We start from the raw sequence: 26,212 nt of genomic DNA, 5'->3' as shown, positions 1-26,212 counted from the left end.
CAGTCCCGCTCAGCCCGCGAGCACATCGTCGTCGCCGAGACGACGCAGATCGCGGATCAGCAGCGCGACTCCGGTGGCGATGGCGGCGGCGGAGACGACGGCATCGAGGAGCTGGAGCTTGTCCTGCTCGCCCTTGGCCGCCTTCGCCTGCTTGACGACGCTCACCGCACCGAACAGCGTGGTGCCGATGGACAGATACGTACCGGCCTTGGACTTCTTGAAGCCCTTGGCCTTCGCAAGCTTTCCACTCACAGGGACGGTGCCTCCTCAAGCAGCGGGTGCCCCCAACGGGCGGTGAACGCGGCCTCGACCGCGGCACCGACCTTGTAGAGCCGGTCGTCGGCCATGGCAGGAGCGATGATCTGCAGCCCCACCGGCAGCCCGTCCTCGGGGGCCAGGCCGCAGGGCAGCGACATGGCCGCGTTGCCTGCCAGGTTCGTCGGGATCGTGCACAGGTCGGCGAGGTACATCGCCATCGGGTCGTCGGCGCGCTCGCCGATCGGGAAGGCCGTGGTGGGCGTGGTCGGCGAGATCAGCACGTCGACCTGCTCGAAGGCCTTCTCGAAGTCCCGGGTGATCAGGGTGCGCACCTTCTGCGCGGAGCCGTAGTACGCGTCGTAGTAGCCGGAGCTGAGCGCGTACGTGCCGAGCATCACGCGGCGCTTGACCTCGGGGCCGAAGCCGGCCTCGCGGGTCAGGGCCGTGACGTCCTCGGCCGACCGGGTGCCGTCGTCGCCGACCCGCAGGCCGTAGCGCATGGCGTCGAAGCGGGCCAGGTTCGAGGAGCACTCGGAGGGCGCGATCAGGTAGTACGCGGCGAGCGCCTTGTCGAAGGACGGGCAGGAGATCTCCACGATCTCCGCGCCCAGCTCGCGCAGCAGCTCCACGGACTCGTTGAAGCGCTGCATGACGCCGGCCTGGTAGCCCTCGCCGGAGAACTCCTTGACGACGCCGACGCGCATGCCCTTGACGTCACCGTTGCGGGCCGCCTCGACGACCGGCGGGACCGGCGCGTCGATGGAGGTCGAGTCCAGCTCGTCGTGGCCGGCGATGGCCTCGTGCAGCAGGGCCGCGTCCAGGACCGTACGGGCGCAGGGACCGCCCTGGTCGAGGGACGAGGAGAAGGCCACCATGCCGTAGCGGGAGACCGCGCCGTAGGTGGGCTTGACGCCGACCGTGCCGGTGACGGCGGCGGGCTGGCGGATGGAGCCGCCGGTGTCCGTGCCGATGGCGAGCGGGGCCTCGTAGGCGGCGAGCGCGGCGGAGGAGCCGCCGCCGGAGCCGCCGGGGATGCGGGTGAGGTCCCAGGGGTTGCCGGTCGGGCCGTAGGCGCTGTTCTCGGTGGAGGACCCCATGGCGAACTCGTCCATGTTGGTCTTGCCGAGGATGACCACGTCGGCGGCCTTGAGCCGCTTGGTCAGCGTCGCGTCGTACGGCGGGATCCAGCCTTCGAGGATCTTCGAACCGGCGGTGGTGGGAATGCCCTCCGTGGTGAAGATGTCCTTCAGGGCGAGCGGTACGCCGGCCAGCGGTCCCAGCTTCTCGCCGCGCTCCCGCTTGGCGTCCACGGCGCGGGCCTGGGCGAGCGCGCCCTCGCGGTCCACGTGCAGGAAGGCGTGCACCTTCTCGTCGACGGCCTCGATACGGGCCAGGTGCGCCTCGGTGACCTCGACGGCCGTGACCTCGCCGGCGGCGATCTTCGCCGCGGTCTCGGCGGCGGTGAGCTTGATCAGGTCTGCCATGTCGGTCACTCCTCCCCCAGGATCTGCGGCACCTTGAAACGCTGCTGCTCCTGGGCCGGGGCGCCGGACAGCGCCTGCTCGGGCGTCAGCGACGGACGGACCACGTCCGGCCGCATGACATTGGTCAGGGGCAGCGGGTGGGAGGTCGGCGGTACGTCTTGGTCGGCGACCTCGGAGACGCGGGCGACCGCGCCGATGATGTCGTCGAGCTGTCCGGCGAAGTGATCGAGCTCTTCGTCCTTCAGCTCCAAGCGCGCCAGCCGGGCGAGGTGGGCAACCTCCTCGCGCGTGATGCCAGGCATGCAGCGATCCTCAGGGTGAGTGTCTTGGCTGTGTTGTCCGGGCCAATCCTATTGCGTAGCCGATAGGGGTTCGAAACGCATTCCCGGAGGGCCTCGCCATGGGGGCTTTCCGGGGCGCGGGTGGGCGCGGTGATCGGCTGCCGGGTGCGGTGTGGGGCGGGTGGTGCAGGTGGTGCGGGTGCAGGGGGGGCAGCGGTACGGGTGCGGGGACCGGCGGTACGGGTGCGGGCGAGTCGTACGGGTGCGGGGCGGACCGCGTGGCGCGGGGCCGGGCGGCGTACGGCGGCGGGCTTCGGGTGCGTACGGCGAGGGCGGGCCGCCCGGGGTGCCGGGGCGGCCGGGGCGTGGCCGGGTCCCGGGCGGCGGGCCGGGGCAGCGGACCGGCGGACGGCCGGGGAGGCCGGTGGCCGGGCCGAGACCGGTGGCCGGGCCCGGTCAGGTGACGCGCTGGTCGGCTTCCTCGACCGCCGTGGCGCGCTCGTGCTGGGGCTCGGCGGCCGGGCGCTCCGCCTCACGCTGCCAGCCGCGCTCGCCGCGGGCCCGCAGCCAGGCCGTGGTCTCGTCCGGCGGCATCGCGGCGGCGACCAGCCAGCCCTGTACGGCATCGCACCCCAGATCGCGCAGCCGCTCCCAGGTCTCGTCGTCCTCGACGCCCTCGGCGACGACGAGCAGGCCCAGCGAGTGGGCCAGGTCCAGCGTGCAGCGGACGATCTCGGCGTCCTCGTTGTCGATCGCCAGCCGGGCGACGAAGGAGCGGTCGATCTTCAGCTCGCTGACCGGCAGACGGCGCAGGTGGACGAGGGACGAATAGCCGGTGCCGAAGTCGTCGAGGGACATCTTGACGCCGTGTCCGGTCAGCCCGGCCAGCGTGTCGGCAGCCCGCTGCGGGTCCTCCAGCAGGACGTGTTCCGTTATCTCCAACTGGAGTGAGCCCGGCGGCACCTGATGACGGGCCAGCCGCGCGGCCACCGCACCGGCGAAGCCGGGGGTGTGCACGTCGCGCGGTGAGACGTTGACCGCGACCGGCACCTCCAGGCCGGACGCGCGCCACCGGGCCACCTGGGCGAGCGCGGTCTCCAGGACGTACTCCGTCAGGCGCGGCATCAGCCCGGACGACTCGGCGATGGCGATGAACTCGTCCGGAGGGACCCTGCCGCGCTCCGGATGGACCCACCGGACCAGTGCCTCCAGCCCGGCCACATGCCCGTCGAAACCGACCTTGGGCTGGTAGTGCAGCTCCACGTCGCCGGCGTCCAGCGCGCGGCGCAGGTCACCCAACAGGCCCAGCCGGTCGGGAGTGTTGCCGTCCCGTTTGGCCTCGTACACCTCGACGCCGCTGCGGTCCCGCTTGGCCTGGTACATGGCGACGTCCGCCCGGCGCAGCAGGCCCTCGGCGTCCAGGGCGTGGTCAGGGAAGACCGCGACACCCGCGCTGGCCTCCAGTACGAGGGTCAGGCCGTCCAGGTCGAGGGGCGAGCCGAGAGCCGCGACCAGGTTGCGGGCCACCCGCTGGGCGCTGGTCAGGGAGTCGGCGGTGGGCAGCAGGACGGCGAACTCGTCACCGCCGAGCCGGGCGACCTCGGCGCCGCGCGGCAGCGCGTGCCGCAGCCGGTCGGCTATCTGGAGCAGCAGCCGGTCGCCCGCGAGGTGCCCGAGGGTGTCGTTGACCGAACGGAAGCGGTCCAGGTCGATCAGGACCAGGGCGGAGCGGGCGCCGATGCGCTCGGCGTCGTCCAGCGCGGTCCATGTGCGCTCCAGCAGCCACTGGCGGTTGGGCAGGCCGGTGAGCGGGTCGCGCAGCTGCTCCTCGGCGCGGGCGCGGGCGATCCACAGGGTGGAGTCCAGTGCGATCAGCGGCACGGCGAACATCGGCAGCAGGAACGGCGCGTGCACGGCGGCCACCACGATCAGCGGCGAGATGCCCAGCAGCGCCACGCCCACCAGGGCCTGCCGGGCCAGGGCCGTCCGGGCGATGGTGGGCAGGCTGCCGCTGCGCGAGGCCATCGTGAACCACAGCAGGGCGCGGGTGACGACCAGGTAGGCGGCGGCCGCGACCAGTATGTCGGGCAGCACGGACAGGTCCCAGGCCGCGGGCTGCCACGGGTGTTCGATGGTCGGTACGACGTGGAAGGCGGCGAGGCCCAGCGCCGCGGCGCCGATCCCGAGGATGTCCACCGCGCCGTGCAGCAGGGCCTGTCGCCAGCGGTGCCGGCGCGCGGCGCCGACCAGCAGCACGACGGCCACGCTCACCAGGACGGCGGGCACCCAGCCGTACAGCAGCAGGACGGCGAGGGCCAGGGCCGCGCCCGAGCCCGTGCCGCCCCACCAGCGGTCGCGGCCGAGCGCGACCAGATGGCCCACGATGACGCCGGTCAGGATGGCCAGGGCCCAGCCGACGGCGCCCTCCGGGAACAGGGCCCGGCCGGCGCCGAGCGTCCGGATCACCCCTGCCGCGAGCGCGGTGCCCGCCATCAGCACGACGGCCGCGGGCAGCGCGGGCACGACGAGCCGGCGGAGCCGCGACGCCGGAGCGGCGCTGTCGGTCGGTTTCATTCCGATACCTCTCACAGCCGGCTGTGCCCGCGCCACGGCAGGCGCACACCTCAACAGTAGGCCGCAGAAGGCCGCCGCGGGCAGCGATCGGCAGCGGTTGCCCGAATGCGACCCGGCCATCCGGAACCATCTGCTATGCGCCGATGAGGTGACTTCTCACTCGCCCTCAGGCGGAGTGACAGCTACCGCTCGTGCTTCATCGGGACCCTGCTCCAGCAGCACCGCGAAGCCGTCATCGTCTAGCACAGGCACCTTCAACTGCATGGCCTTGTCGTACTTCGAACCAGGATTGTCTCCCACCACCACGAAACCGGTCTTCTTCGAAACGGAACCGGTCACCTTCGCTCCGAGACGCTGCAGGGCTTCTTTCGCGCCATCTCTGGTGTGTGACTGAAGTGTGCCCGTTACAACGACGGTGACGCCTTCAAGTGGACGCGGGCCTTCGTCTCCTGAGGATTCCTCCTCCATCCGGACCCCGGCGGCCCGCCACTTCTCCACGATCTCGCGGTGCCAGTCCTCGGCGAACCACTGCTTAAGCGAGGCCGCGATGGTCGCGCCGACGCCCTCCACGGCGGCCAGCTCCTCCTCGCTCGCCTCCCTGATCCGGTCCAGGGAACGGAACTCCATCGCCAGCGCCTGCGCCGCCACCGGACCCACATGACGGATCGACAGGCCCGTCAGGATCCGCGCCAGCGGACGCTCCTTGGCCGCCTGGATGTTCTCCAGCATCGCCAGGGCGTTCTTCTTCGGCTCACCCTTCTGGTTGGCGAAGAACGTGACGACCTTCTCCTCGCCGGTCTTCGGGTCGCGCTTGGGCAGGCCGCTGTCCGGGTCCAGGACGTAGGACTTGATGGGCAGCAGCTGCTCGATGGACAGGCTGAAGAGGTCACCCTCGTCCTTCAGCGGCGGCTCGGCGGGCTCCAGAGGCTGGCTGAGCGCCGTGGCCGCCACATAGCCGAAGTTCTCGATGTCCAGCGACTTGCGGCCGGCCAGGTAGAACAGCCGCTCGCGGATCTGGGCGGGGCAGGAGCGGGCGTTGGGGCAGCGCAGATCGACGTCGCCCTCCTTGGCGGGCTGCAGCGCCGTACCGCACTCGGGGCACTCGGCAGGCATCACGAACTCCCGCTCGCTGCCGTCCCGCAGGTCCACCACCGGCCCCAGGATCTCCGGGATCACATCGCCCGCCTTGCGCAGCACGACCGTGTCGCCGATGTAGACGCCCTTGGCCTTGACCACGTCCTGGTTGTGCAGCGTGGCGAACTCAACCTCGGAGCCGGCCACCGTGACCGGCTCGACGACCGCGTACGGCGTGACGCGGCCCGTACGGCCGACGCCGACACGGATGTCCACCAGCTTGGTGTTGACCTCCTCCGGCGGGTACTTCCAGGCGATCGCCCAGCGCGGGGCGCGCGAGGTGGCGCCGAGCCGGCCCTGGAGGGCGATCTCGTCCAGCTTGACCACCGTGCCGTCGATCTCGTGGGCGACGGCCGTGCGCCGGGTCTCCGGGTCGCCGTAGCGCTTGATGAAATCGCGCACGGCCTCCAGGGAGTCGACGACCTCGTTGTGGTCGGAGGTCGGCAGGCCCCACTCGCGCAGCAGGCCGTACGCGTGCGACTGGCAGTCGATGTCGAAGCCCTCGCGGGCGCCGATGCCGTGCACGACCATGTGCAGCGGGCGGGTCGCCGTGACCTTGGGGTCCTTCTGGCGCAGCGAACCGGCGGCGGCGTTGCGCGGATTGGCGAACGGCGGCTTGCCGTCGGCCACCAGCCGCTCGTTCAGCTCCAGGAACTTCTCCATCGGGAAGTACACCTCACCGCGCACCTCCACCAGCTCCGGGACGCGGTCGCCCTTCAGGCGCTCCGGGATCTCGGTGATCGTGCGGACGTTGGGCGTGATGTCCTCGCCCGTACGGCCGTCGCCACGGGTCGCGGCGCGGGTCAGCCGGCCGTTCTCGTACGTCAGGTTGACCGCCAGGCCGTCGACCTTCAGCTCGCACAGGAAGTGGTAGCCCGCGCTCTTCGGGTCACCGCCCAGCTCCGCCGCCAGCCGCTCGGCCCACGCCGCCAGCTCCTCGTCGTCGAAGGCGTTGTCCAGCGAGAGCATCCGCTCGCGGTGCGCGACCTCGGTGAACTCGGTCTCGTACTGCCCGGCGACCTTCTGCGTCGGCGAATCCGGCGTCCGCAGCTCCGGATACTCCTCCTCCAGCGCCTCCAGGGACCGCAGCAGCTTGTCGAACTCCGCGTCGCTGACGACGGGGGCGTCCTTCACGTAATAGCGGAAGCGGTGCTCCTCGATCTGCTCGGCCAGACGGTCGTGCTCTTCCCGCGCCTTCGCGGGCACCGCGTGCCCCGCCGTGTGCTGTTCGCCGGCCACCGTTACGTCCTCCCGTGGTCCTTGAGTGCCGTCACTCAGGGTTGTCTGCGAGCGATCTCGCGGCCCGGACGCAGTGGGCGAGCACCGAACGGGCATATGCGGGCGAAGCGCCCGCCAGCCCGCACGACGGGGTGACCACCACGGACTCCGCGAGAGTCCCCGGCGCCAGCCCCAGCCTGCGCCACAGCGTCCTGACACCCATGACGCTACCGGCAGGGTCTGACAATGGGCCGTCCACGCCCGGCACCACGCCCGCCAGCAGCGTCGTACCGCCCTCGACCGCCTCCCCGACCGCCTCCTCCTCACGCTCGGTGAGCAGTCCGAAGTCGAACGAAATACCGGTCACACCGGCGCGGCGCAGCAGGGCGAAGGGAACCTCGGGGGCGCAGGAGTGGACGACCACCGGCGCGCCCGCTTCCCCGGCGACGGCGACCAGGTCGCGCAGCGCGCCCTCGACGACGGCCCGGTCCACGGCGCGGTGCGTGCGGTAGCCGCTCGCGGACTTGACCCGCCCCTGGAGGACGGCGGTCAGCGACGGCTCGTCCAGCTGGAGGACCGGACGCGCGCCCGGCACCCGCCGCCGTAGGTCGGCGAGGTGCGCGCGCAGGCCCTCGGCCAGCGACGCCGTCAGGTCCCGGCAGGCCCCCGGGTCGCTGAGGGCCGCCTCGCCGTTGCGCAGCTCCAGCGCGGCGGCCAGCGTCCACGGGCCGACCGCCGAGACCTTCAGGTCCCCCTCGTGGCCCTGGGTGAACTCCTCCAGTGCGTCCAGGTCCTCACCCATCCAGGAACGGGCGCGCCGGGTGTCCCGGCCCGGCCGGTCACTGATCCGCCAGCCGCTCGGCTCCACGTGCGCGTACACCTCGACGAGGAGCCCGGCGGTACGGCCGATCATGTCCGCGCCGGGCCCTCGGGCGGGCAGCTCCGGCAGGTACGGCAAGGTCTCCAGCGAGCCGGTCACGGTCCGGGCGGCCTCGCGGGCGTCGCCTCCGGGCATCGAACCGACGCCGGTGGCGGTGCCGGCGGCGCCGGCGAGGCGGGTGGGAGTGTTGTTCTCGGTCACGTTCCGAGGGTATGCGGCCTCCGGCCACAGAGGGCCGGAGGGGCGGTTGCCCGGGGCCGGGCTCGCCGTTGCCGCATCGCCTGCGGCTCGCTCGTCCGCAAGCGCCGGGCGGGCTTGATGGTGCGGACCGGCGGCCCGTCAGTGTCCGCTCACCGCCCCGGGCGGACCGTCAGGTCGTTGATCTCGGCGTCACGCGGCAGGTCGAGGGCGGTCAGCAGCGTGGTGGCGACCGACTCCGGGTCGATCCACTGCGCGGCGTCGTACTCGCGGCCCTCCTGGCGGAAGACGCTCTCCTGCATGGGGGTGGCGGTGCGGCCCGGGTAGATGGAGGTGACCCGTACGCCGTTGCCGTGTTCCTCGGCGCGCAGGGAGTCGGCCAGTGCCTTCAGGCCGTGCTTGCTGGCGGCGTAGGCGCCCCACTGGGCGTGGGCGTGCAGGCCGGCGCCGGAGTTGACGAAGACGACGTGGCCCTTGGCGATCCGCAGCTGCGGGAGGAACTGGCGGGTCAGCTCGGCGGGCGAGACGAGGTTCGCGGCGAGGGTGCGCTGCCAGGCCTTGGGGCCGAGGTCGCCGACGGCGCCCAGTTCGACGACGCCCGCGATGTGCAGCAGGGAGTCGAGGCGGTCCGGCAGCGACTGCTTGCCGAAGGCCCAGTCCAGCTTCTCGGGGGTGGCGAGGTCGCCGACCACCGTACGGGCGCCGGGGAACTGCCCGGCCAGTTCCTTGGCCCGGCCGGCGTCGCGCGCCAGCAGCCAGAGGTCCTCGCCGCGGTCGGCGAGCCGCCGTGCGACCGCCGCTCCGATGCCCGATCCTGCGCCCGTGATCAAGTGCGTACCCATGCACCCGATCCTAACGAGGGGTGCGGGTGCCGGGCGGGCGCGTCCGCGTGGAGCGGAATAGTTCATTCCGTCGCCCGTCCGGGTCGGTCCGGCCCCCTGCCGGTCGAACGGTCCGGCCCTCGCCTCGCAGGCCCCGCCCGTCCCGTACGCCTCAGCCCTGGAGGCCCGCCCGCTCCTCCAGGTACGCGAGCGCCCCGGCGCCGTCCTCCGCGAAGAAGACCAGTTCGGTGAGCGGGATCGGCAGGAAGCCCTCCTTCTCCATGCGCTGGAACTGCTCCTTGAGGCCGTCGTAGAAACCGGCGGCGTTCAGGAGGACCACGGGCTTGGTGTGCAGTCCGTGCTTCTTCAGCTCCAGGATCTCGGTGGCCTCGTCGAGCGTGCCCGTGCCGCCGACCATGACGACGATCGCGTCGGCCCGCGCCAGCAGCTCCGCCTTGCGTTCGGCGAGGTCCTTGGTGACCACCATGTCGTCGACCCCGGGGCGCACCTTGTGCGCGAGGAAGTCCACGGAGACGCCGGCGAGCCGGCCGCCCGCCGCCTCCACGCTGTCCGCCATGACCTTCATCAGTCCGGTGTCCGAGCCGCCCCACACCATGGTGTGGCCGCCCTTGCCGATCAGCTGGGCGAACTCGCGGGCGGGTCCGGTGTAGCGGGCGTCGAGGTCGGCGGCGGAGCAGAAGACGCAGATGTTCATGCCGGTCACTCTACGAGCCTGCACCGACACCGGCGCCGGGCCGGCCGCGCCCCGGCCCGTATCCCCCGACCTGCCGCTCGGGCACTCGGGCCGGCTCCCGGGTCCAGGCCCTCCGACCAGCCCCTCAGGTCCAGGCTCCCGGATCGGCCCCTCAGATCAGTCCCTGCGCCAGCATCGCCTCCGCCACCCGCTCGAAGCCCGCGATGTTGGCGCCCGTGACGTAGTCGCCCGGCAGGCCGTGGCGCTCGGCGGTCTCGTGGCACGTGTCGTGGATGCCGCGCATGATCGCCGCCAGTTCGCCCTCGGTGCGCTCGAAGCTCCAGGACTCGCGGCCGGAGTTCTGCCGCATCTCCAGGGCGCTGGTGGCCACGCCGCCCGCGTTGGCCGCCTTGCCCGGCCCGAAGGCCACGCCGGCTTCCTGGAAGAGGGCCACCGCTGCGGGCGTCGTCGGCATGTTGGCGCCTTCGGAGACGGCCTTGACGCCGTTGCGCACAAGGACGCGCGCGGCGTCGGCGTCCAGCTCGTTCTGGGTCGCGGAGGGCAGCGCGACGTCGCACGCCACGTCCCAGACCCGGCCGCCCGGCACGTACCGGGCGGAGGCGCCGCGCCGCTGCGCGTACTCCTCGACGCGGCCCCGCTCGACCTCCTTGACCTGCTTGAGCAGGGCGAGGTCGACGCCCTTCTCGTCGATCACGTAGCCGCCGGAGTCCGAGCACGTCAGCACGTTCGCGCCGAGTGCCTGGGCCTTCTCGATGCTGTAGACCGCGACGTTGCCCGAGCCGGAGACCACGACCTGCTGGCCGTCCAGGTCCTCGCCGCGCTGCCGCAGCATTTCGGCGGTGAACAGCACGTTGCCGTAGCCGGTGGCCTCCGTACGGGCCGTGGAGCCGCCCCAGCCGAGGCCCTTGCCGGTCAGCACCCCGGCCTCCCACCGGTTGGTGATCCGCCGGTACTGGCCGAAGAGGTAGCCGATCTCCCGGCCGCCGACGCCGATGTCGCCCGCCGGTACGTCGGTGTGCTCGCCCAGGTGCCGGTGCAGTTCGGTCATGAAGGACTGGCAGAAGCGCATCACCTCGGCGTCGGAGCGGCCGCGCGGGTCGAAGTCGCTGCCGCCCTTTCCGCCGCCGATGTTCAGTCCGGTGAGGGCGTTCTTGAAGATTTGCTCGAAGCCGAGGAATTTGACGATGCCGAGGTTGACGGACGGGTGGAAGCGCAGCCCGCCCTTGTAGGGCCCGAGCGCGCTGTTGAACTCCACCCGGAAGCCGCGGTTGATGTGGACGGCCCCGGAGTCGTCCTGCCACGGCACGCGGAAGAGGATCTGGCGCTCCGGTTCGCAGATCCGTTCCAGGATCCTGGCCTCGGCGTACTCGGGACGGGCCGCCAGCGCCGGGGTGAGGGTCTGCAGTACTTCGAGGGCGGCCTGGTGGAACTCGGGCTCCCCGGGGTTGCGCCGGACCAGTTCCTTGTGCAGCGACTCCAGTGAGACCGCTGAGTTCCGTCCGGCCGCACCGGCCCCGGCGTGAACTGTCGACATGTCCGTACTTCCCTTCGTGGCCGACGAAGGACCGCCGCCGGCCCGGATCACCGCGGGTGGCACCGGTGTCCGGCCGGGCGGCCCTGGGCGTCCCGTCGCTGCCGCCGAGCCTAGGGGCCCGGGGGCCGCTGGTGGCCACCGGGGCGGAAGTCGCGGTGCGTGAACTTCTGGGTTTAGGTTGCGGTCATGGTGGAGGGAACGCGTTCAAGCGCGCACATATCGCATACGGCCGATGGCGACGGGGGAACGGGGACGAGCGGCGGCGGTCTGCGCCGCTCCTCCCTCCTGATGGCCGCGGGCACGGTCGTCTCCCGTGCGACGGGCCTGATCCGGGGCGTCCTCCAGGCCGGTGCCCTGGGTACGGGGCTGCTGGCCACCACGTACAACACCGCCAACCTCGTGCCGATGAGCCTGTACACGCTGCTGATCGGCGGCGCCCTCAACGCGGTGCTCGTACCGCAGCTCGTCCGGGCCCGGGTGGAGCACCCGGACGGCGGACGGGCGCACGAGCAGCGGCTCGTCACCCTCGTGCTGACGGTCCTCGGCATCGGCACGCTGCTCGCGGTGTGGGCCGCGCCCGAGATCGTCAGCCTGTACACGACGGACACGCCGCGCAACCACACCGCCTACGAACTGACCGTCGTCTTCGCCCGGTTCCTGCTGCCGCAGATCTTCTTCTACGGGGTGTTCGGCATCCTGGGGCAGGTGCTCAACGCGCGCGGGAAGTTCGGCGCGATGATGTGGACGCCGGTGCTCAACAACGTCGTCCTGATCGCCATGTTCGGCGCGTACATCGGCCTGCTGACCGTCCCGGAGACGGTGGCGGACATCACCGGCGCGCAGGTGCGGATGCTCGGTGTGGGCACCACCATCGGCATCGCCCTCCAGGCGCTCGCGCTGATCCCGTACGCGCGCGAGGCGGGTTTCCGCTTCCGGCCGCGCTTCGACTGGCGCGGCACCGGGCTGCGCAAAAGTGCCGACGCGGCGCGCTGGACACTGCTGTTCGTACTGGTCAACCTGGTCTCGATGACCGTCGTCACACACTACGCGACGGCCGCCGACCAGGAACTGCCCACGGCCGGTGTGGGCTTCTCCTCGTACACGTACGCGCAGAACATCTGGGGCCTGCCGCAGTCCGTCGTCACCGTCTCGCTGATCACCGCGCTGCTGCCGCGGATGACCCGGGCGGTCGCCGAGCAGCGCTTGGACGACCTGCGGGGCGACCTCTCCCGCGCGCTGCGGATCAGTGGCGCCGTCATCGTCCCGGCCGCCGTCTTCTTCGTGGCCTTCGGCCCGGAGATGGCGCAGCTGCTGTACGCGCACGGCGCCGCCAGTGCCGAGTCCGCCGTGCCGCTGGGGCAGATGCTCCAGGCCCTCGGGCTGGGCCTGATCCCGTTCTCCGCCCAGTCGCTGCTGCTGCGTGGCTTCTACGCCTTCGAGGACACGCGTACGCCGTTCCTGATGGCCGCCTGGATCTCCGGGGTGAACATCGCGCTCGCCACCGCCTGCCACCTGCTGCTGCCGGCCCGGTGGGCGGTCGTCGGCATGGCTGCCGCGTACGCCGTGTCGTACGCCGTCGGGCTGCTGGCCAGCGCGTACCTCCTGCGGCGGCAGCTGGAGGGGCGGCTGGACGGGCGCCGCCTGAGCCGTACGTACGGCAAGCTGACCGGTGCCGCGCTGGCCGCCGGGGCGGTGGGCTGGGCGGCGGCGCACGCCTGTGCCGGTGCCGCCGGGGACGCCTTCTGGTCCACGGCTCTGGCCCTGGCCGCCGGGGCGGTGACCATGGTCCTGCTCTTCCTGCTGCTGGCGCGCGCCCTGCGGATCACCGAGCTGCGGTCCCTGCCGGTACTGCGCTGACCGCAGCGGCCGGGGCCGCGGCAGCGTCCTCGGTCCCGGCCGCCGCGCACGCACCCGCCTCGGCCCTGACCATCTTCTCCAGCCTGTCCACGCCGATCACGCCGCTGACCACGATGGCGAGGACGACGGCCACGACCACCAGCACCGTGCCCAGCCACACCATCGTGTCCACGGGCAGCGTGAACGCGCCGATCACGCGGGCCACGCACTCGCCCAGCAGCGCGGCGCCCCACACGGCGGAGTGCCGGCGCTGCACCCGCCGGAACCCGGCCGACTCCACCGTCAGCCGGTCCCACGCGGCGCTCCGGTCCGCGTCCCCCCGGGTGATCCACGGCTTGAGCACCGGCGCCATCAGCGGCCGTCCGATGAGCGCGGACACCAGCACCGCCAGGCCGAAGGTGCTGCTCACGGCGCCGTCCTTGGCGATCATCAGCCGCTCGTCGCCGGCCAGCAGGCTCAGCAGCAGGCCGATGACGTTGGTCGCCGTCATCAGCGTGGCCACGGCGTTGAAGCGGCGCTCCCTGATCAGGCTCCACAGGGAGCGCGCGGCGGGCAGGGCGCCGCTCCAGCCCAGCGCGGCGAGGGTGCTCAGGCCGAAGACGCCGGTGAGGAGGTAGTACGACGCGATCGGGACGCCCGCGTCCAGGAACAGCGCCCAGGGGCCCTCCAACTGCCCGGTGGCCTTGCCGGTGGCGCTTCCGGTTCCGGCCGCTGTGCCGTGCGGGGCCTGGCTGTTCATGAGGGTCCTCCGTGTCGCTGTCCGCGCCGTCCTGGTGCTGCCCCCAGCTTCGCCTCCGGTCCGCGCACCCCGGCAGTCACGGGTGTCCTCACATCGACGTGACATTTGTCAGTGCTCCGGTGCCCGGCCGTACGGCTGCCCGGTCGCACGGCTGCCCTCCGTACGGCCCGGTGCTTGCGTTGGAGCACCCTCCAGCTTCTAGCGTCTGAGGCGGCAACCGACCACCGAAGGGGAACTCTTCGTGCGTTACACACTGTTCGGCAGGACCGGTCTGCGGGTCAGCGAGCTGAGCCTCGGCACCATGACCATCGGCTCGGACTGGGGCTGGGGCGCCTCCGAGGACACCAGCGCGCGGATCGTCGACGCGTACGACGACGCGGGCGGCAACTTCATCGACACCGCCAACAATTACACCGACGGCAGCTCCGAGAAGATCCTCGGCAAGCTGCTCGACGGCCGCCGGGACCGTTTCGTGCTCGCCAGCAAGTACACCTGCGCGACCCGCGAGGGCGATCCGAACGCGGCGGGCAGTCACCGCAAGAACCTGCTCCAGTCGGTGGAGCAGAGCCTCGCCCGGCTGCGCACCGACCGCCTCGACGTCCTCTGGGTGCACGCACGGGACAACTTCACGCCCGTCGAGGAGACCATGCGGGCGCTGGACGACGTCGTACGGTCGGGCAAGGTGCTGTACGTCGGTGTGTCCGACTGGCCCGCCTGGGAGATCGCGCAGGCCAACACCCTCGCCGAGCTGCGCGGCTGGACCGCGTTCGCGGGCTCGCAGCTGCGCTACAGCCTGCTGGAGCGCACACCGGAGCGCGAGCTGCTCCCCCAGGCACGCGCCTTCGACCTGGCCGTCCTGGCGTGGGCCCCGCTGGCCGCCGGCAAGCTCACCGGCAAGTACCGCCGCGGCGGGACGGGCCGGCTGGACGTCGTCGGCGACGACGGCGGCGCGGCGGACCACGAGGAGGCCACGATCGAGGCGGTGCTGGAGGTCGCCGAGCAGGGCGGCTGGAGCCCGGCCCAGGTGGCCCTGGCGTGGCTGCGGCAGCAGCCCGGGAACATCGTCCCGGTCATCGCCGCCACCAAGGAGAGCCAGCTCGCCGACAACCTGGCGAGCGTCGACGTCGAGCTGGACGCGGCCGCCCTGCGGCGGCTGGACGAGGTGAGCGCCGTCCCGCTGGGCTTCCCGCACGACTTCCTGGCGGAGCCCGGGATCACCCGGAACGTGTACGGCGACCGCTGGACCGCCATCGAGGAGCGGCGGTCCGGCTACCGCAGGTCGGTACGCGGGGTGCTCTGAGGCTCGGGCGCACCCCGGTCAGGGCCGGGGTGCGCCCGCCGTCAGGCGACCGCGCGGGCCCGGTCCGTCGTCGCGATCGTCGCCGAGCCGACCACCCGCGTGCCGTCGTACAGCACGATGGCCTGGCCGGGGGCCACGCCGCGGACCGGCTCGGTGAAGGTGACGCGCAGGCCGCCGTCGACCGGCTCGGCGGTGACCTCGGTCTCGCCGCCGTGGGCGCGCAGCTGGGCGGTGTACGTGCCGGGGCCGGACGGTGCGGCGCCGCACCAGCGGGGGCGGACGGCGGTCAGCGCGGTCACGTCCAGGGCCTCGGCCGGGCCGACGGTCACGGTGTTGTCGACCGGGGAGATGTCCAGGACGTAGCGGGGCTTGCCGTCCGGGGCCGGGGTGCCGATGCGCAGGCCCTTGCGCTGGCCGATGGTGAAGCCGTACGCGCCCTCGTGGGTGCCGACCTTGGCGCCGGACTCGTCGACGATGTCGCCCTCGGCCCGGCCCAGCCGCTTGGCGAGGAAGCCCTGGGTGTCGCCGTCGGCGATGAAGCAGATGTCGTGGCTGTCCGGCTTCTTGGCGACGAACAGGCCGCGCCGGGCGGCCTCCTCCCGGATCTCCGCCTTGGTGGTGAGCGTGTCGCCGAGCGGGAACATGGCGTGTGCGAGCTGCTGGTCGTCGAGCACGCCGAGGACGTACGACTGGTCCTTGGCCATGTCGGAGGCGCGGTGCAGCTCGCGGGTGCCGTCCGGGCGCTCCACGACGGTGGCGTAGTGGCCGGTGCAGACCGCGTCGAAGCCGAGGGCGAGCGCCTTGTCCAGCAGCGCGGCGAACTTGATCTTCTCGTTGCAGCGCAGGCAGGGGTTGGGCGTGCGGCCCGCCTCGTACTCGGCGAAGAAGTCCTCGACCACGTCCTCGCGGAAGCGCTCGGCGAGGTCCCACACGTAGAACGGGATGCCGATGACGTCGGCGGCGCGGCGCGCGTCGTGCGAGTCCTCGATCGTGCAGCAGCCCCGGGCTCCGGTGCGGAAGGACTTCGGGTTCTCGGAGAGCGCGAGGTGCACGCCGGTCACGTCGTGGCCGGCCTCGGCGGCGCGGGCGGCGGCGACGGCGGAGTCGACACCGCCGGACATGGCAGCGAGCACGCGGAGGCGGCGGGGAGCGTCAGTCGTCATAACCCTTCCAGGGTAGACGGAACCACCGACAGCCCTCCAAGCGTTGTGCAGCGCATGGGAGACGCGGGGGAGACCGGGCGGACGGCCGGCCAGGGATTCAGCAGACGGGCTCTGCTGCTCGGCGGCGCGGGCACGGCACTGGCAGGCGGCGCCGCGTACGCGTTCCACGACGACCTGCTGCGCTGGTGGTGGCGGCTGCCCGGCCGCAAGAGGCCGCGGACGGACGGCGCGGTGGACTACGGCGGCGCGCGCTGGGTCCCGGCCGCTCAGGCGAACTGGCGGCAGGCGGACCGCCCGGACGACTACACCGTCGACCGGGTCGTCATCCACGTCGTCCAGGGCGGTTACACCGACGCGCTGCGGGTCTTCCAGAGCCCGCTGCACGGCGCGGCGGCGCACTACGTGGTGCGCAAGGACGGGCAGGTGGCGCAGACCGTCCGCGAGCTGGACGTGGCGTACCACGCGGGCAACCGCGCGTACAACGAGCGCAGCATCGGCATCGAGCACGAGGGGTTCGTGGACCGCCCGGCGTCCTTCACCGCTGCCATGTACGCATCATCCGCGCGGCTGACCGCCGGAATCTGCCGGCGCTACGGCTTCCCCGCCGACCGGCGGCACATCGTGGGCCATGTGGAGGTACCGGGCACCGACCACACCGATCCCGGGCCACACTGGAACTGGAGGCTGTATCTGGACCTGGTGCGCGCCGAGCTGCGCCGGCCGTCCCCCACGCCGGGGGCGTGACGCGGGGCCGCCGGGGCGTCCGGGCGCCGCGCGGCGCCCCTCGCGGAACGGACCACTCATGGCGTACGACAGAGCTCCGGCCGCCGGGCCGGCCGGCCGGAGCACCGACGGCGGGCCCGGCCTCGCCGAGGACCGCACCTTCGGCCGGGTCGTGCTGGACCTGGACGCCGACGCCGGCCTGCTCACCGTGCGGGGCGAGCGGGTGGCGACGGCCGAGCTGCGCCGCTCACCGGGCGCGCCGGCGGCCGAGCACGTCCCCGTCGGCACCCGCGACGGCGCGTACCTGCGGCTGACCGTCGACGGCCGGCCCGCGCACCTCACCCCCGCCAAGGGGCGGCTGACCCGGCGCTCCCACCGGGTGGAGGCGATCTACGGCGGCGCCGTGTACCGGCTCCTCCCGGACTCGCCCAACGGGAGCCGGCTGGTCAAGGAAGGCCGCCGCATCGCGGACTTCTCCTCGGACGGCACCGGTCACGTCTGGGCCGACTGGCACCCGGACGTGGCGCCGCCGCTGCGCGAGGACGCCGCGGTCGGGTACGCCCTCGCCGCGGCCTTCGGCACCGGCGCCGAGCCGACCTGGCGGCTGCTCCTCCAGGCCGTGCTCGACACGGTTCTGTGAGCCGCTGGGCCGCCCCGGGCCCGCGCCTCAGCTCAGCCCCGCGCTCCGCGCCCGTTCCACCACCGGTCCGATCGCCTCCGCCACCGCCGCCACGTCCGCAGCGGTGCTGGTGTGGCCGAGGGAGAAGCGCAGTGTGCCGCGGGCGAGGTCGGCGTTCAGGCCCGTGGCGAGCAGGACGTGGCTGGGCTGGGCGACGCCCGCCGTGCAGGCGGAGCCGGTGGAGCAGGCGATGCCCTGGGCGTCCAGGAGGAGCAGCAGGGAGTCGCCCTCGCAGCCGGGGAAGGAGAAGTGCGCGTTGGCGGGGAGGCGGCCCGCCGGGTCGGGGTCGCCGCCGAGGACGGCGTCCGGGGCGGCGGCCCGTACCGCCTTGACGAGGTCGTCGCGCAGGGCGCCGATATCGCGGGCGAACTCCTCGCGGTGCGCGACGGCGTACCGCGCGGCGGCGGCGAACGCGGCGATGCCCGGGGTGTCCAGGGTGCCGGAGCGCACCTGCCGCTCCTGGCCGCCGCCGTGCAGGACGGGGACGGGCGCGTACTCGCGGCGCAGCAGCAGCGCGCCGACGCCGTACGGTCCGCCGATCTTGTGGGCGGAGACGGTCATCGCGGCCAGGCCGGAGGCCGCGAAGTCGACCTCCACCTGTCCGAACGCCTGGACCGCGTCGGAGTGCAGCGGAATGCCGAATTCCGCTGCCGCGTCCGCCAGTTCACGGACCGGCATGATCGTGCCGATCTCGTTGTTGGCCCACATGACGGTGGCGAGGGCGACGTCGTCGGGGTCACGGGCGATCGCCTCGCGGAGCGCGTCGGCGTGCACCCGCCCGTACACGTCGACGGGCAGCCATTCGACGCGCGCGCCCTCGTGCTCGGCGAGCCACTCCACGGCGTCCAGGACGGCGTGGTGCTCGACGGGGCTGGCGAGGATACGGGTACGGGCCGGTTCGGCGTCCCGGCGGGCCCAGTACAGGCCCTTGACCGCGAGATTGTCGGCTTCGGTGCCGCCCGCGGTGAAGACCACCTCACTGGGGCGCGCGCCGAGCGCGGAGGCGAGGGATTCCCGCGCCTCCTCGACGGCGCGCCGGGCACGCCGGCCGGCGGCGTGCAACGAGGACGCGTTGCCGGTGACGGTCAGCTGGGCGGTCATCGCCTGCACCGCCTCCGGGAGCATCGGGGTGGTGGCGGCGTGGTCGAGGTAAACCATGGTGCGCACGATTCTACGAGCAGGCGCGGGGGCGCATACCGGGCGCGTGGGGGCTCGGCCCCACTCCCCCGGCCGCGCCGCACGCCCGGGCCTTCGCGGCGGGCGCCCGCGCGGACCGCTCGGCACCCCGGTAAGACCCTCGACACCCCGGTAAGGAGTAACTACGCTTACGGTCATGACATCGTGGCGTTTGGACCGCACGTACCGCAGTACCTCCGGTGAAGTGCGCTGGACCGCTCTCGGCGAGGACGGGGCGCCGCCCCTGGTCCTCCTGCACGGGACGCCGTTCTCCTCGTACGTCTGGCGAGGCGTCGCACGGGCGCTGTCCACCCGCTTCCGGGTGTACGCCTGGGACCTGCCGGGCTACGGCGCTTCCGCGAAAGCCGCGGGCCAGGACGTGTCCCTCCGCAAACAGACCGAGGTCTTCACCGAACTGCTCGCCCACTGGAAACTCACCGACCGGGAACCCACCGTCGTCGCCCACGACTTCGGCGGCTACGTGGCCCTGCGCGCCCACCTCGCGCACGGCGCGCGCTACGGGCGCCTCGCCCTCGTCGGCCCCACCACCCTCCCCGGCTGGGGCTCCGCCACGTACCGCCTGCTCGGCGCGCACTCCGGCGTCTTCGCGCAGCTGCCCACCGCCCTGCACCGCGCTCTGGTGACGGAGTACATCTCCTCCGCGAGCAGCCCCGGCCTGCACCCGTTCGTCCTGGAACAGCTCGTCGAACCGTGGTGCACGGAAGAGGGGCAGCCCGCCTTCTACCGGCAGATCGAGCAGAACGGGCTGCTCGCCACGGCGGACCTCAAGGAGGAGTACAGCAGAATCTCCGTACCGACCCTGGTCTCCTGGGGAGCGGAGGACGCCTGGAACCCCGCCGCACTGGCACACGACCTCACAGCGATGATCCCCGGCGCCCGCCTGCACCTCTTCGAGGGGGCCGGGCACCTCGTACAGGAGGACGCCCCGGCGGAACTGACGGGGCTGCTGGCGGCGTTCGCGGCGTAGGGATCCGTCCCCTACGCCCCGCCCGGCTCCAAGGGCGGCCGCACCCGCGGTCCCCCCGCGCCGGTCACGTTCAGCGTCTCGTACAGGGCGAGGGCCTCGCTCCAGCGCTCCCGGGCCCGCTTCTCCTGGCCCAGGGCGTCCAGTGCGTGGGCCAGGAGGCTCAGGCCGTCGGCCGTCCGCCGGTCGCCGCCCGCCTCCGCGAACAGGCGTACCGCCTCCTCCGCCGCTTGTACGGCGCCGTCCGCCCAGTTGGTGGCCAGGCAGGACTCGGCGGTCCGCAACTGGGCCAGGCCCGTCCAGAGCCGCTGTCCGGCCCCGTCCAAGAGGGGCATGGCCTCCTGGAGGGCGACCAGCGCTTCCTCGTGACGGCCCGCTTCGGCCTGCGCCACCGCGAGGAAGTACAGGCCCGTGCCGAGGCGCTGACCCTGCCCCGCGGCCCGGTAGATGTCCACGCCCTGCCGTGCGAGTCCGACGGCCCGCGCCACGTCCCGGTCGCGGACGCACAGCCGGGAGCGCTCCATCAGTACGGCGGCCTCGCCCAGACGGTCGCCCTGCACCTGGCAGTGGCTCATGGCCAGGGTGAAGTGCTGTTCGGCGTCGGGCCTGCGCAGGCCGGCCGCGCAGGCGCCGCGCACCAGCGGTGCCCGGCCACTGGTCACCGGGTCTCCCACATCGAGGCCCAGCCGGTACGCGCGGCGGGCCTCGTCGTCCGCTTCGGCGAACCGGTCGGCGGTCAGGCAGGCACGGGCGCGGGCCAGCCGGGCCCGCGCCTCCGCGCGCTTGTCGCGCCCTGCGACGGCCCGGCCGGCCACGGCCAGCGCGGCCTGCTCGTACCGGTCCGTCAAGCGCCCGGTCCCCAGCAGCGGTTCGAGGAGGAGCAGCGTGTCGGCGCACCGGGCGGCGTGTGCCCCGGACGGCAGTTCCACCGTCTGCCGGACGACGGACAGCGCGCCGGGCCCCTCCGCCGCCCACCAGTCCGACGCCGCCCTGCGGTCCGCGAGCGGGAGGTCCGGGACGGACGAAGCGGGCGAGGCGGTGTGTTCGAGCAGCAGGGCGCCGGGCGCGTCGAGGCCGTACGCCCGGTGGGCGGTGACCATGTACCAGTCGAGCAGCCGGGACAGCGCGGCGTTGCGGTCTTCGGGCGTGGTGTGGCGGGTCAGCTCGTCGTACGCGAAGGTGGCGAGCGCCTCGCGGTGCCGGTAGCGGCCGGGGGCCGAGGTCTTCAGCAGGCCGGTCCGCACCAGGGTGTCCAGGTGCGTGCGGGCGGTGGCGGGACCGGTGCCGGTCAGGGCGGCGACGGCGGCGGCCGGCAGGTCGGGACAGTGCGGCAGGGCCAGCAGCCGGAAGGCGGCGAGTGCCGGCGGGGCGAGGTCGTGGGTGAGGCGCAGCGCGGTGCTGTTGATCATGGCCTCGGCCGCCGTACGGTCCGCAGGCCCGTCCAGCATCAGTTCCGCGGCCACCGCCTCGACCGCGGCCTCCGAACAGCCGCACGCCTCCAGCGCCGCGCGCGCCACCGCGCGGCGGGCCGCGACCCGCTCCTCGCCCACCCGCAGCGCGAGGAGCTCCAGCGCGTCGGTGAGGCTCAGGCTCTCCAGGTGCAGGGACAGGACGCCGGTCAGGCCGGCCGGCGGCCGGTCGCGGCCGATGACCAGGGCGGCGCCCGTGGCGTCCGGGAGGAGCGGCAGGACGGGGAGCACCTCGCGCACCTCGTCCAGGACGACGACCAGGCGCAGGGCGCCGACCGCCGACCGGTAGAACGCCACCCGCTCCCCGGCCGCGGCGGGGATCTCCTCGTCGCGGTAGCCGAGTTGGCGCAGCAGCACACCGGCCAGCTGCGGTACCGCGGCCTCCGGTCCGCCGTCCGCCGGCATGATCGCGTACAGCCGCCCGTCAGGGAACCACTCCTGCACGGCGTCGGCCACCCGCGCTGCCAGGCTCGTCTTGCCGACGCCCGCGCCCCCGGAGATGACACAGGCGTTGCGTACCGTCGGCCGCTGCCGCGTCAGGTGGTCCGCCAGCTGCCCCAGCTCGGCCGTCCGGCTGCCGCCCGCGCGGTCCTGCCGGGGCCCGTACCGGCCGGCCCGCAGGAGGCTGCGCAGCCCGGGGGAGACCGGCTCGTCGTGGGCCAGGGCGCGCGCGAGGAGTTCACGGGTGCGTTCGCGGGCCGGATCCAGGTACAGCAGCCAGGTCAGCGCCTCTTCGGCGGCGGCGTGCCGGCCCAGGCGCAGCTCCATCTCGGTACGGTCCTCGACCAGGGTGCGCCGCCGGTCGGCCAGCCGCCGGGACTCGGCGCGCAGATACGGCCCGGGCAGGCCCGCCAGCGGCTGACCGCCCCGCCACAGGGCGACGGCCGCGTCCAGCAGGTCCCTGGCGCGGGCCCAGTCCCGGGCGGCGCGGGCGTCACGGGCGGCGGTGACCAGGTCGTCGGCCCGGCGCAGGTCCACGTCCAGGTCGGTCCTGGCGGTCCGGCGCAGCGCGTAACCGCCGTCCTCACCGACGAGAACCTCCGCATCCGGCCCCAGGGCCTTGCGCAGCCGGGAGGCGTACGTACGCAGGGCGGCGTGCGCGGAGTTCGGCGGGTCGTCGCCCCACAAAGCGTCGATCAGGTCGGCTTCGGAGATGACGCGGCCCGCGCGCAGCACCAGGACGGCGAGCAGCGCGCGCTGCTGTGGTGAGCCGGTCGCCAGGTCCACACCGCCGCGCAGCATCCGCACCGGCCCGAGCACGGTGATGCGCAGCGGCTCGCGCGGGGGCCGCAGGGCCGGGTCGCTCCGCCGGGCCTTGCCCTGGGCGCGCGCGAGCGTCAGCAGTTCGCGCAGGCGGGGGCGGGAGGGGGCGCGGGCGAGCAGCTCGGTCAGCTCGGCCTGGACTTCGTCGTACCGGCGGAGCCACAGGTCGCACTCGATGCGGTCCTCGACGAGGGTGTGCCGCCACTCGGCCAGCCGGAGCCGTTCGGACTGCGCGTACGGGCCGGGGAGCCCGGCCAGCGGCTCGCCGCGCCACAGGGCGAGGGCGGCGTTCAGCAGCGTGCGGGCGCGGCCCCACTCCCCCGCGTCCCGGGCGGCGCGGGCGGCTCGCTCGTACCCCTGGGCGCGTTCCAGGTCCATGTCTATGTCGGTTCCGGCGTCACCGCGCAGGGCGTAGCCGACGCGCTCGCGGACCAGGACGTGTTCGTCCTCGCCGAGGGCCTTGCGCAGCCGCGCGACGCTGTGGTCCAGCATCGAACGGGCGCTGCGCGGCGGGTCGCCGCCCCAGAGCGCGTTGAGCAGTTCGGCCTCGGAGGCGACACCTTCGTGGCGCAGCAGGAGCGCGGCGAGCAGCGCCCGGTCCATGCGGGACGGGATCTCGATCCGCTGGTCGCCCCGCCACAGCCCGACCGGCCCGAGCACGGTGAAGCGCAGCGGCTCGCGCAGTTCCTCGCCGGGCAGGACGGGGAGGGGCCGGGCCGCGGCCGGGGGCGGAGCGGGCTCGGCGGCGGGCTCCTCCGGCGCCTCCGGACGCTCCTCCGGTGCTCCTGGGTGATCCTCCGGTGCTCCCGGGTGCTCTGCGGGTGCGTCCGGCTCCGTACGGGCGGGCTCCTCGGCCTCCGTACGGATGCGTTCTTCGGCCTCCGTACGGGTGGACGCCCCGGCCCCCGTACGGGCGGGCTCCTCGACGGCCCTGGCGCCCTCGCCCGGAGCCTCCACGGGCGCCACCACCGACTCGGCCGCCTCGACGGCCGCGTCCACCACAGCCGTTCCCCCGAATGCGCCCGGCAGTCCGCCCTCCGCCCCCGGGCGCCCGTCCCCGGCCCCCGTGCCCGTACCCCGTACGTCCGTCACCCCCGGCACGCTGCCGCCCAGCCGCTCCAGTACGGGACTGGCGAGCACCGCGAACGCCTGCGCCGACTCCTGGAGCCGCATCTCCCCGGTGTCGTCGGCGACCAGGGCCGGGAAGTCGGGCAGCCGTCCCATGTACGGCTCCAGCGCGCGCCCGACCGCCTCGACGACGGCCAGGGACTGCTGGGTGCCGAGGCCGCTGAAGAGGAGTTCGCGCACGCCGGGCCGGAAGTCGTAGACGGGCTGCCCCGAGCCGGTGCCCAGCGGCCCGTCGAGCCCGCCGAGGGACCGTGCCCCGCGCGGGGCGGGGACGCGTTCCAGCAGGCCGCCGAGGAGGATCTCGGCGACCTGGGTCGGTCCGGCGTCGCTCATCGTGGCGGCCCGCACCAGCTGCATCAGGGGCACGGTGAGCGGGTTGATGGCGGAGAGCCGTACGGCCAGGCGGTACGACTCGGGCGAGAACGCGCCGCGGAAGTGCGCGACCAGGTCCGCCGCCGAGCCCGCGGGCCGCGGCGGGTCCTGCTCCGGGTCCTCGCCCAGCAGCACCGTGTCGACCAGGCGTGGGACGCCGGGGCGGGTCAGCAGCGCGGCCCACTGGCCGAGCCCGCCGGGGGTCAGCGGGACGACGGGCAGCGCGACCGTGCCCGGCTCCTCGGCCTCCGGGTCCGGCTCGCCCGTCAGCGGGTCGAGCACGGTGGTCCGGCCGGGGCCGCCGAACTCCACGGGGGAGGTCAGCAGCCGGGGCTGGGCGTCCAGCGCGGTGCCCCGCCACAGCCGCCGCGGCAGTGGATGCAGCACCGCCACCGGCCCGTACCGGCCCCAGCGGCGCACGGCGCGCGCCGCGTCCGGGGTCCGCCATCCCGGGCTCGTGCCGTCGGTGAGGACGAAGGTCAGGGTGGGGCCCGCGGCCCACGGAAGCCGGCCCAGGACGGCCATGTCCCGGGGGTCGAAGGAACACACCCGCACGCCGCGGAAGATGCCGCCCCGGTCCAGCACCGCCCGCAGCTCACCGGCGAGCTGGCTCCACACCTGCATCGACGGCGCGTCGTCCACCAGCAGGACGGCGGACCAGCGGTGTTCCTGGTCCGGCCGGGAGACGACGTCGAACAGCGCGGTCTCCGCGGCGAGCCGGACGGTGGCTTCCACGTCGGGCACCGAGCGGTCGGGGTGCGGCTCGAACCGGCGCAGCGGGCGCAGGGCCCGGGACAGGTGCTGGGGCCTGGCGAGCGCGCGGCGGCCAGGGGCCCGGGCGGGCCGGGCCCGGCGGCTGAGCGCGCTGCCGCCCTCGCTGCCCATCGCGTACAGGGCACGCTGCGACGGCAGTGCGGCCGCGGAGACACCGTCGGGCAGACCCTCGTCCCCTTCGTCCTCCCGCGTACCGCCCGTACCGTCCGGGCCGTCGGCCTCGCCCGGTCCGCCACCGGCCCCGTCCGCGCGCGCGTCCGCCGGTTCCGCGACCGGCGCCGGGCCGCCGTCCTGCCCTGACCCGCCATCCTCTCCCCGCCGCTCTCCGGGCAGCGCGGCGCGGCGCTCGCCCTCGCGCACCGCGCGGGCCAGCCACAGGACGTCCAGCAGTTCGCTCGCGCCCAGGTCGTACCCCTGGCCTGCGAGGACCTGCCGCAGCCGGTCGATCATGGCGACATGGGTTCGTCCAGGCGGTGCATGACCGCGGAGAGCAGTTCGTCCTTGGTCAGGTCGGCGCCGGTGATGCGCAGGTGGACGGCGGCCAGCAGCTGGTCCGTGGCGAGCGTCTCGGTCTTGGACCGCTGCAAAAAGCCGTCGATGAGGTCCTCGGCCTCGGCGAGCGCCGCCGGGCCCAGATTGTGGGCGATGATCTCGCGCAGCCGCTCGGGCGTCGGGTCGGGCAGGTCCAGGCGGACGCAGCGGCGCAGGAAGGCGGGCGGGAACTCCCGTTCGCCGTTGCTGGTCATCACCACGACCGGGAAGTGCGCGCAGGAGACGACGCCGCGGTGCACCCGTACCCGCTCCCGGCTGCCGTCGGTGAGCACGTGCACGTCCTGGTGCTGTTCGGACAGCCGGGCCAGCTCCGGGATCTCGAACTCGCCCTCCTCCAGGACCACCAGCAGGTCGTTGGGCAGGTCGATGTCGGACTTGTCCAGCTCGTCGACGAGCAGCACCCGGGGGCGCTCGGTGGCGGCCAGCGCCGTACCGAGCGGCCCCAGGCGCAGGTAGTGGCCGATGTCGGTGGTGTAGGAGCCGCGGTGCTCCTTGAGCCGACGCGGCGCCGTACGGGCCGCCTCCCGCTCGCGGCGCAGCGACGCCTCCCGCAGCCGGCCCACCGCGTCGTAGCGGTAGAGCGCGTCGGCGAGGGTGGAGCGGGAGTTGACGGACCAGCGCAGGACGTCGCCCAGCCCCAGCTCGGCGGCGATGGCGCGGGCCAGCGAGCTCTTGCCGGTGCCCGGGCGGCCGGTGACCAGCAGGGGGCGGTGCAGGTGCAGGGCCGCGTTGACGACGGACACCTCGTTGCGGTCCATCAGGTACGGCGCGGGCGCCTCGGCCCTCCTGCGGGCGGCGGCGAAGTACCGCCACGGGGGCGCCGCCGGCAGGGGTGCGGGGCCGCGGAACACCCACCAGCCCTCGGGCTGCGGCCCGGCTCCCGGGCCGTGATCGGGTGTGCTCTGTCGGGCCACGGGGCGTTCTCCTTCGTCCTT

At 73.7% G+C, this 26,212-nt stretch carries 19 protein-coding genes; 5 read left to right on the top strand and 14 right to left on the bottom strand.

The window, feature by feature from the left end; genetic code table 11:
* Nucleotides 1-9: 9 nt before the first annotated feature.
* The 9 genes from ACZ4Z1_RS12955 to gdhA all read right to left on the bottom strand — a co-directional run bounded on the left by ACZ4Z1_RS12955 (nucleotide 10) and on the right by gdhA (nucleotide 11,097).
* Nucleotides 10-252: a hypothetical protein gene (locus tag ACZ4Z1_RS12955; RefSeq protein WP_468486618.1), complete on the bottom strand. Its 243-nt coding sequence runs from the start codon at nucleotides 250-252 to the stop codon at nucleotides 10-12.
* Complete coding sequence (gatA, locus tag ACZ4Z1_RS12950; RefSeq protein ID WP_468486617.1) at nucleotides 249-1,742, bottom strand: Asp-tRNA(Asn)/Glu-tRNA(Gln) amidotransferase subunit GatA; 1,494 nt, start codon at nucleotides 1,740-1,742, stop codon at nucleotides 249-251. The genes ACZ4Z1_RS12955 and gatA overlap by 4 nt, the downstream gene beginning before the upstream one ends.
* A gap of 5 nt (nucleotides 1,743-1,747) precedes the next feature.
* Nucleotides 1,748-2,044 (bottom strand): Asp-tRNA(Asn)/Glu-tRNA(Gln) amidotransferase subunit GatC, encoded by a 297-nt coding sequence (gatC, locus tag ACZ4Z1_RS12945; RefSeq protein ID WP_003984986.1) that lies wholly within the window; start codon nucleotides 2,042-2,044, stop codon nucleotides 1,748-1,750.
* A gap of 435 nt (nucleotides 2,045-2,479) precedes the next feature.
* The gene (locus ACZ4Z1_RS12940; protein ID WP_468486616.1) at nucleotides 2,480-4,597 is read right to left on the bottom strand and encodes a putative bifunctional diguanylate cyclase/phosphodiesterase; all 2,118 of its coding nucleotides are present in this window, start codon (nucleotides 4,595-4,597) and stop codon (nucleotides 2,480-2,482) included.
* A gap of 156 nt (nucleotides 4,598-4,753) precedes the next feature.
* Nucleotides 4,754-6,970 carry an NAD-dependent DNA ligase LigA gene (gene ligA, locus ACZ4Z1_RS12935; protein WP_468486615.1) on the bottom strand — a complete coding sequence of 739 codons (2,217 nt, stop codon included), beginning with the start codon at nucleotides 6,968-6,970 and terminating at the stop codon, nucleotides 4,754-4,756.
* A gap of 31 nt (nucleotides 6,971-7,001) precedes the next feature.
* On the bottom strand, nucleotides 7,002-7,964 hold the full coding sequence (locus tag ACZ4Z1_RS12930) for a methionine synthase (protein WP_468486681.1): 963 nt from the start codon (nucleotides 7,962-7,964) through the stop codon (nucleotides 7,002-7,004).
* 215 nt (nucleotides 7,965-8,179) lie between these two features.
* Entirely contained in the window at nucleotides 8,180-8,869 is a 690-nt protein-coding gene (locus ACZ4Z1_RS12925) for an SDR family oxidoreductase (RefSeq protein WP_468486614.1), read from the bottom strand.
* 151 nt (nucleotides 8,870-9,020) lie between these two features.
* Nucleotides 9,021-9,563 (bottom strand): LOG family protein, encoded by a 543-nt coding sequence (locus tag ACZ4Z1_RS12920; RefSeq protein ID WP_468486613.1) that lies wholly within the window; start codon nucleotides 9,561-9,563, stop codon nucleotides 9,021-9,023.
* A 151-nt stretch (nucleotides 9,564-9,714) separates the two neighbouring features.
* A complete protein-coding gene (gene gdhA, locus ACZ4Z1_RS12915) occupies nucleotides 9,715-11,097 on the bottom strand; it encodes an NADP-specific glutamate dehydrogenase (protein ID WP_468486612.1) in 1,383 nt (460 codons plus the stop codon).
* Between the two features lie 186 nt (nucleotides 11,098-11,283).
* Here gdhA and murJ point away from each other — a divergent pair, with 186 nt between their 5' ends.
* Nucleotides 11,284-12,954 (top strand): murein biosynthesis integral membrane protein MurJ, encoded by a 1,671-nt coding sequence (gene murJ, locus ACZ4Z1_RS12910; protein ID WP_468486611.1) that lies wholly within the window; start codon nucleotides 11,284-11,286, stop codon nucleotides 12,952-12,954.
* Here the strand turns inward: murJ and ACZ4Z1_RS12905 are convergent.
* Nucleotides 12,920-13,693: a VC0807 family protein gene (locus ACZ4Z1_RS12905; protein WP_468486610.1), complete on the bottom strand. Its 774-nt coding sequence runs from the start codon at nucleotides 13,691-13,693 to the stop codon at nucleotides 12,920-12,922. The two genes, murJ and ACZ4Z1_RS12905, sit on opposite strands and share 35 nt — an antisense overlap.
* Before the next feature lie 241 nt (nucleotides 13,694-13,934).
* Here ACZ4Z1_RS12905 and ACZ4Z1_RS12900 point away from each other — a divergent pair, with 241 nt between their 5' ends.
* The gene (locus tag ACZ4Z1_RS12900; RefSeq protein ID WP_468486609.1) at nucleotides 13,935-14,993 is read left to right on the top strand and encodes an aldo/keto reductase; all 1,059 of its coding nucleotides are present in this window, start codon (nucleotides 13,935-13,937) and stop codon (nucleotides 14,991-14,993) included.
* Between the two features lie 41 nt (nucleotides 14,994-15,034).
* On the opposite strand, the gene mnmA is transcribed toward ACZ4Z1_RS12900, so the two are convergent.
* Nucleotides 15,035-16,156 carry a tRNA 2-thiouridine(34) synthase MnmA gene (mnmA, locus tag ACZ4Z1_RS12895; RefSeq protein WP_468486608.1) on the bottom strand — a complete coding sequence of 374 codons (1,122 nt, stop codon included), beginning with the start codon at nucleotides 16,154-16,156 and terminating at the stop codon, nucleotides 15,035-15,037.
* Between the two features lie 54 nt (nucleotides 16,157-16,210).
* Here mnmA and ACZ4Z1_RS12890 point away from each other — a divergent pair, with 54 nt between their 5' ends.
* Both ACZ4Z1_RS12890 and ACZ4Z1_RS12885 read left to right on the top strand, forming a co-directional pair.
* Nucleotides 16,211-16,900 carry an N-acetylmuramoyl-L-alanine amidase gene (locus tag ACZ4Z1_RS12890; RefSeq protein ID WP_468486607.1) on the top strand — a complete coding sequence of 230 codons (690 nt, stop codon included), beginning with the start codon at nucleotides 16,211-16,213 and terminating at the stop codon, nucleotides 16,898-16,900.
* Nucleotides 16,901-16,958: 58 nt separating this feature from the next.
* The gene (locus ACZ4Z1_RS12885) at nucleotides 16,959-17,519 is read left to right on the top strand and encodes a hypothetical protein (protein WP_468486606.1); all 561 of its coding nucleotides are present in this window, start codon (nucleotides 16,959-16,961) and stop codon (nucleotides 17,517-17,519) included.
* 27 nt (nucleotides 17,520-17,546) lie between these two features.
* Here ACZ4Z1_RS12885 and ACZ4Z1_RS12880 read toward each other — a convergent pair whose 3' ends face one another.
* Entirely contained in the window at nucleotides 17,547-18,716 is a 1,170-nt protein-coding gene (locus tag ACZ4Z1_RS12880; protein WP_468486605.1) for a cysteine desulfurase family protein, read from the bottom strand.
* Between the two features lie 175 nt (nucleotides 18,717-18,891).
* On the opposite strand from ACZ4Z1_RS12880, the gene ACZ4Z1_RS12875 reads away from it, so the two are divergent.
* Nucleotides 18,892-19,722 carry an alpha/beta fold hydrolase gene (locus tag ACZ4Z1_RS12875; RefSeq protein ID WP_468486604.1) on the top strand — a complete coding sequence of 277 codons (831 nt, stop codon included), beginning with the start codon at nucleotides 18,892-18,894 and terminating at the stop codon, nucleotides 19,720-19,722.
* An 11-nt stretch (nucleotides 19,723-19,733) separates the two neighbouring features.
* Here the strand turns inward: ACZ4Z1_RS12875 and ACZ4Z1_RS12870 are convergent, their stop codons facing one another.
* A complete protein-coding gene (locus ACZ4Z1_RS12870) occupies nucleotides 19,734-25,175 on the bottom strand; it encodes an SAV_2336 N-terminal domain-related protein (RefSeq protein WP_468486603.1) in 5,442 nt (1,813 codons plus the stop codon).
* Complete coding sequence (locus ACZ4Z1_RS12865) at nucleotides 25,172-26,191, bottom strand: AAA family ATPase (RefSeq protein WP_468486602.1); 1,020 nt, start codon at nucleotides 26,189-26,191, stop codon at nucleotides 25,172-25,174. Before ACZ4Z1_RS12865 ends, ACZ4Z1_RS12870 begins: the two co-directional genes overlap by 4 nt.
* Nucleotides 26,192-26,212 lie beyond the last annotated feature (21 nt).

The organism is Streptomyces sp. NPDC030165, from assembly GCF_055573595.1.
Note: the sequence above shows the minus strand (reverse complement) of the source record. Positions and strands in the feature narration are given on the sequence as shown.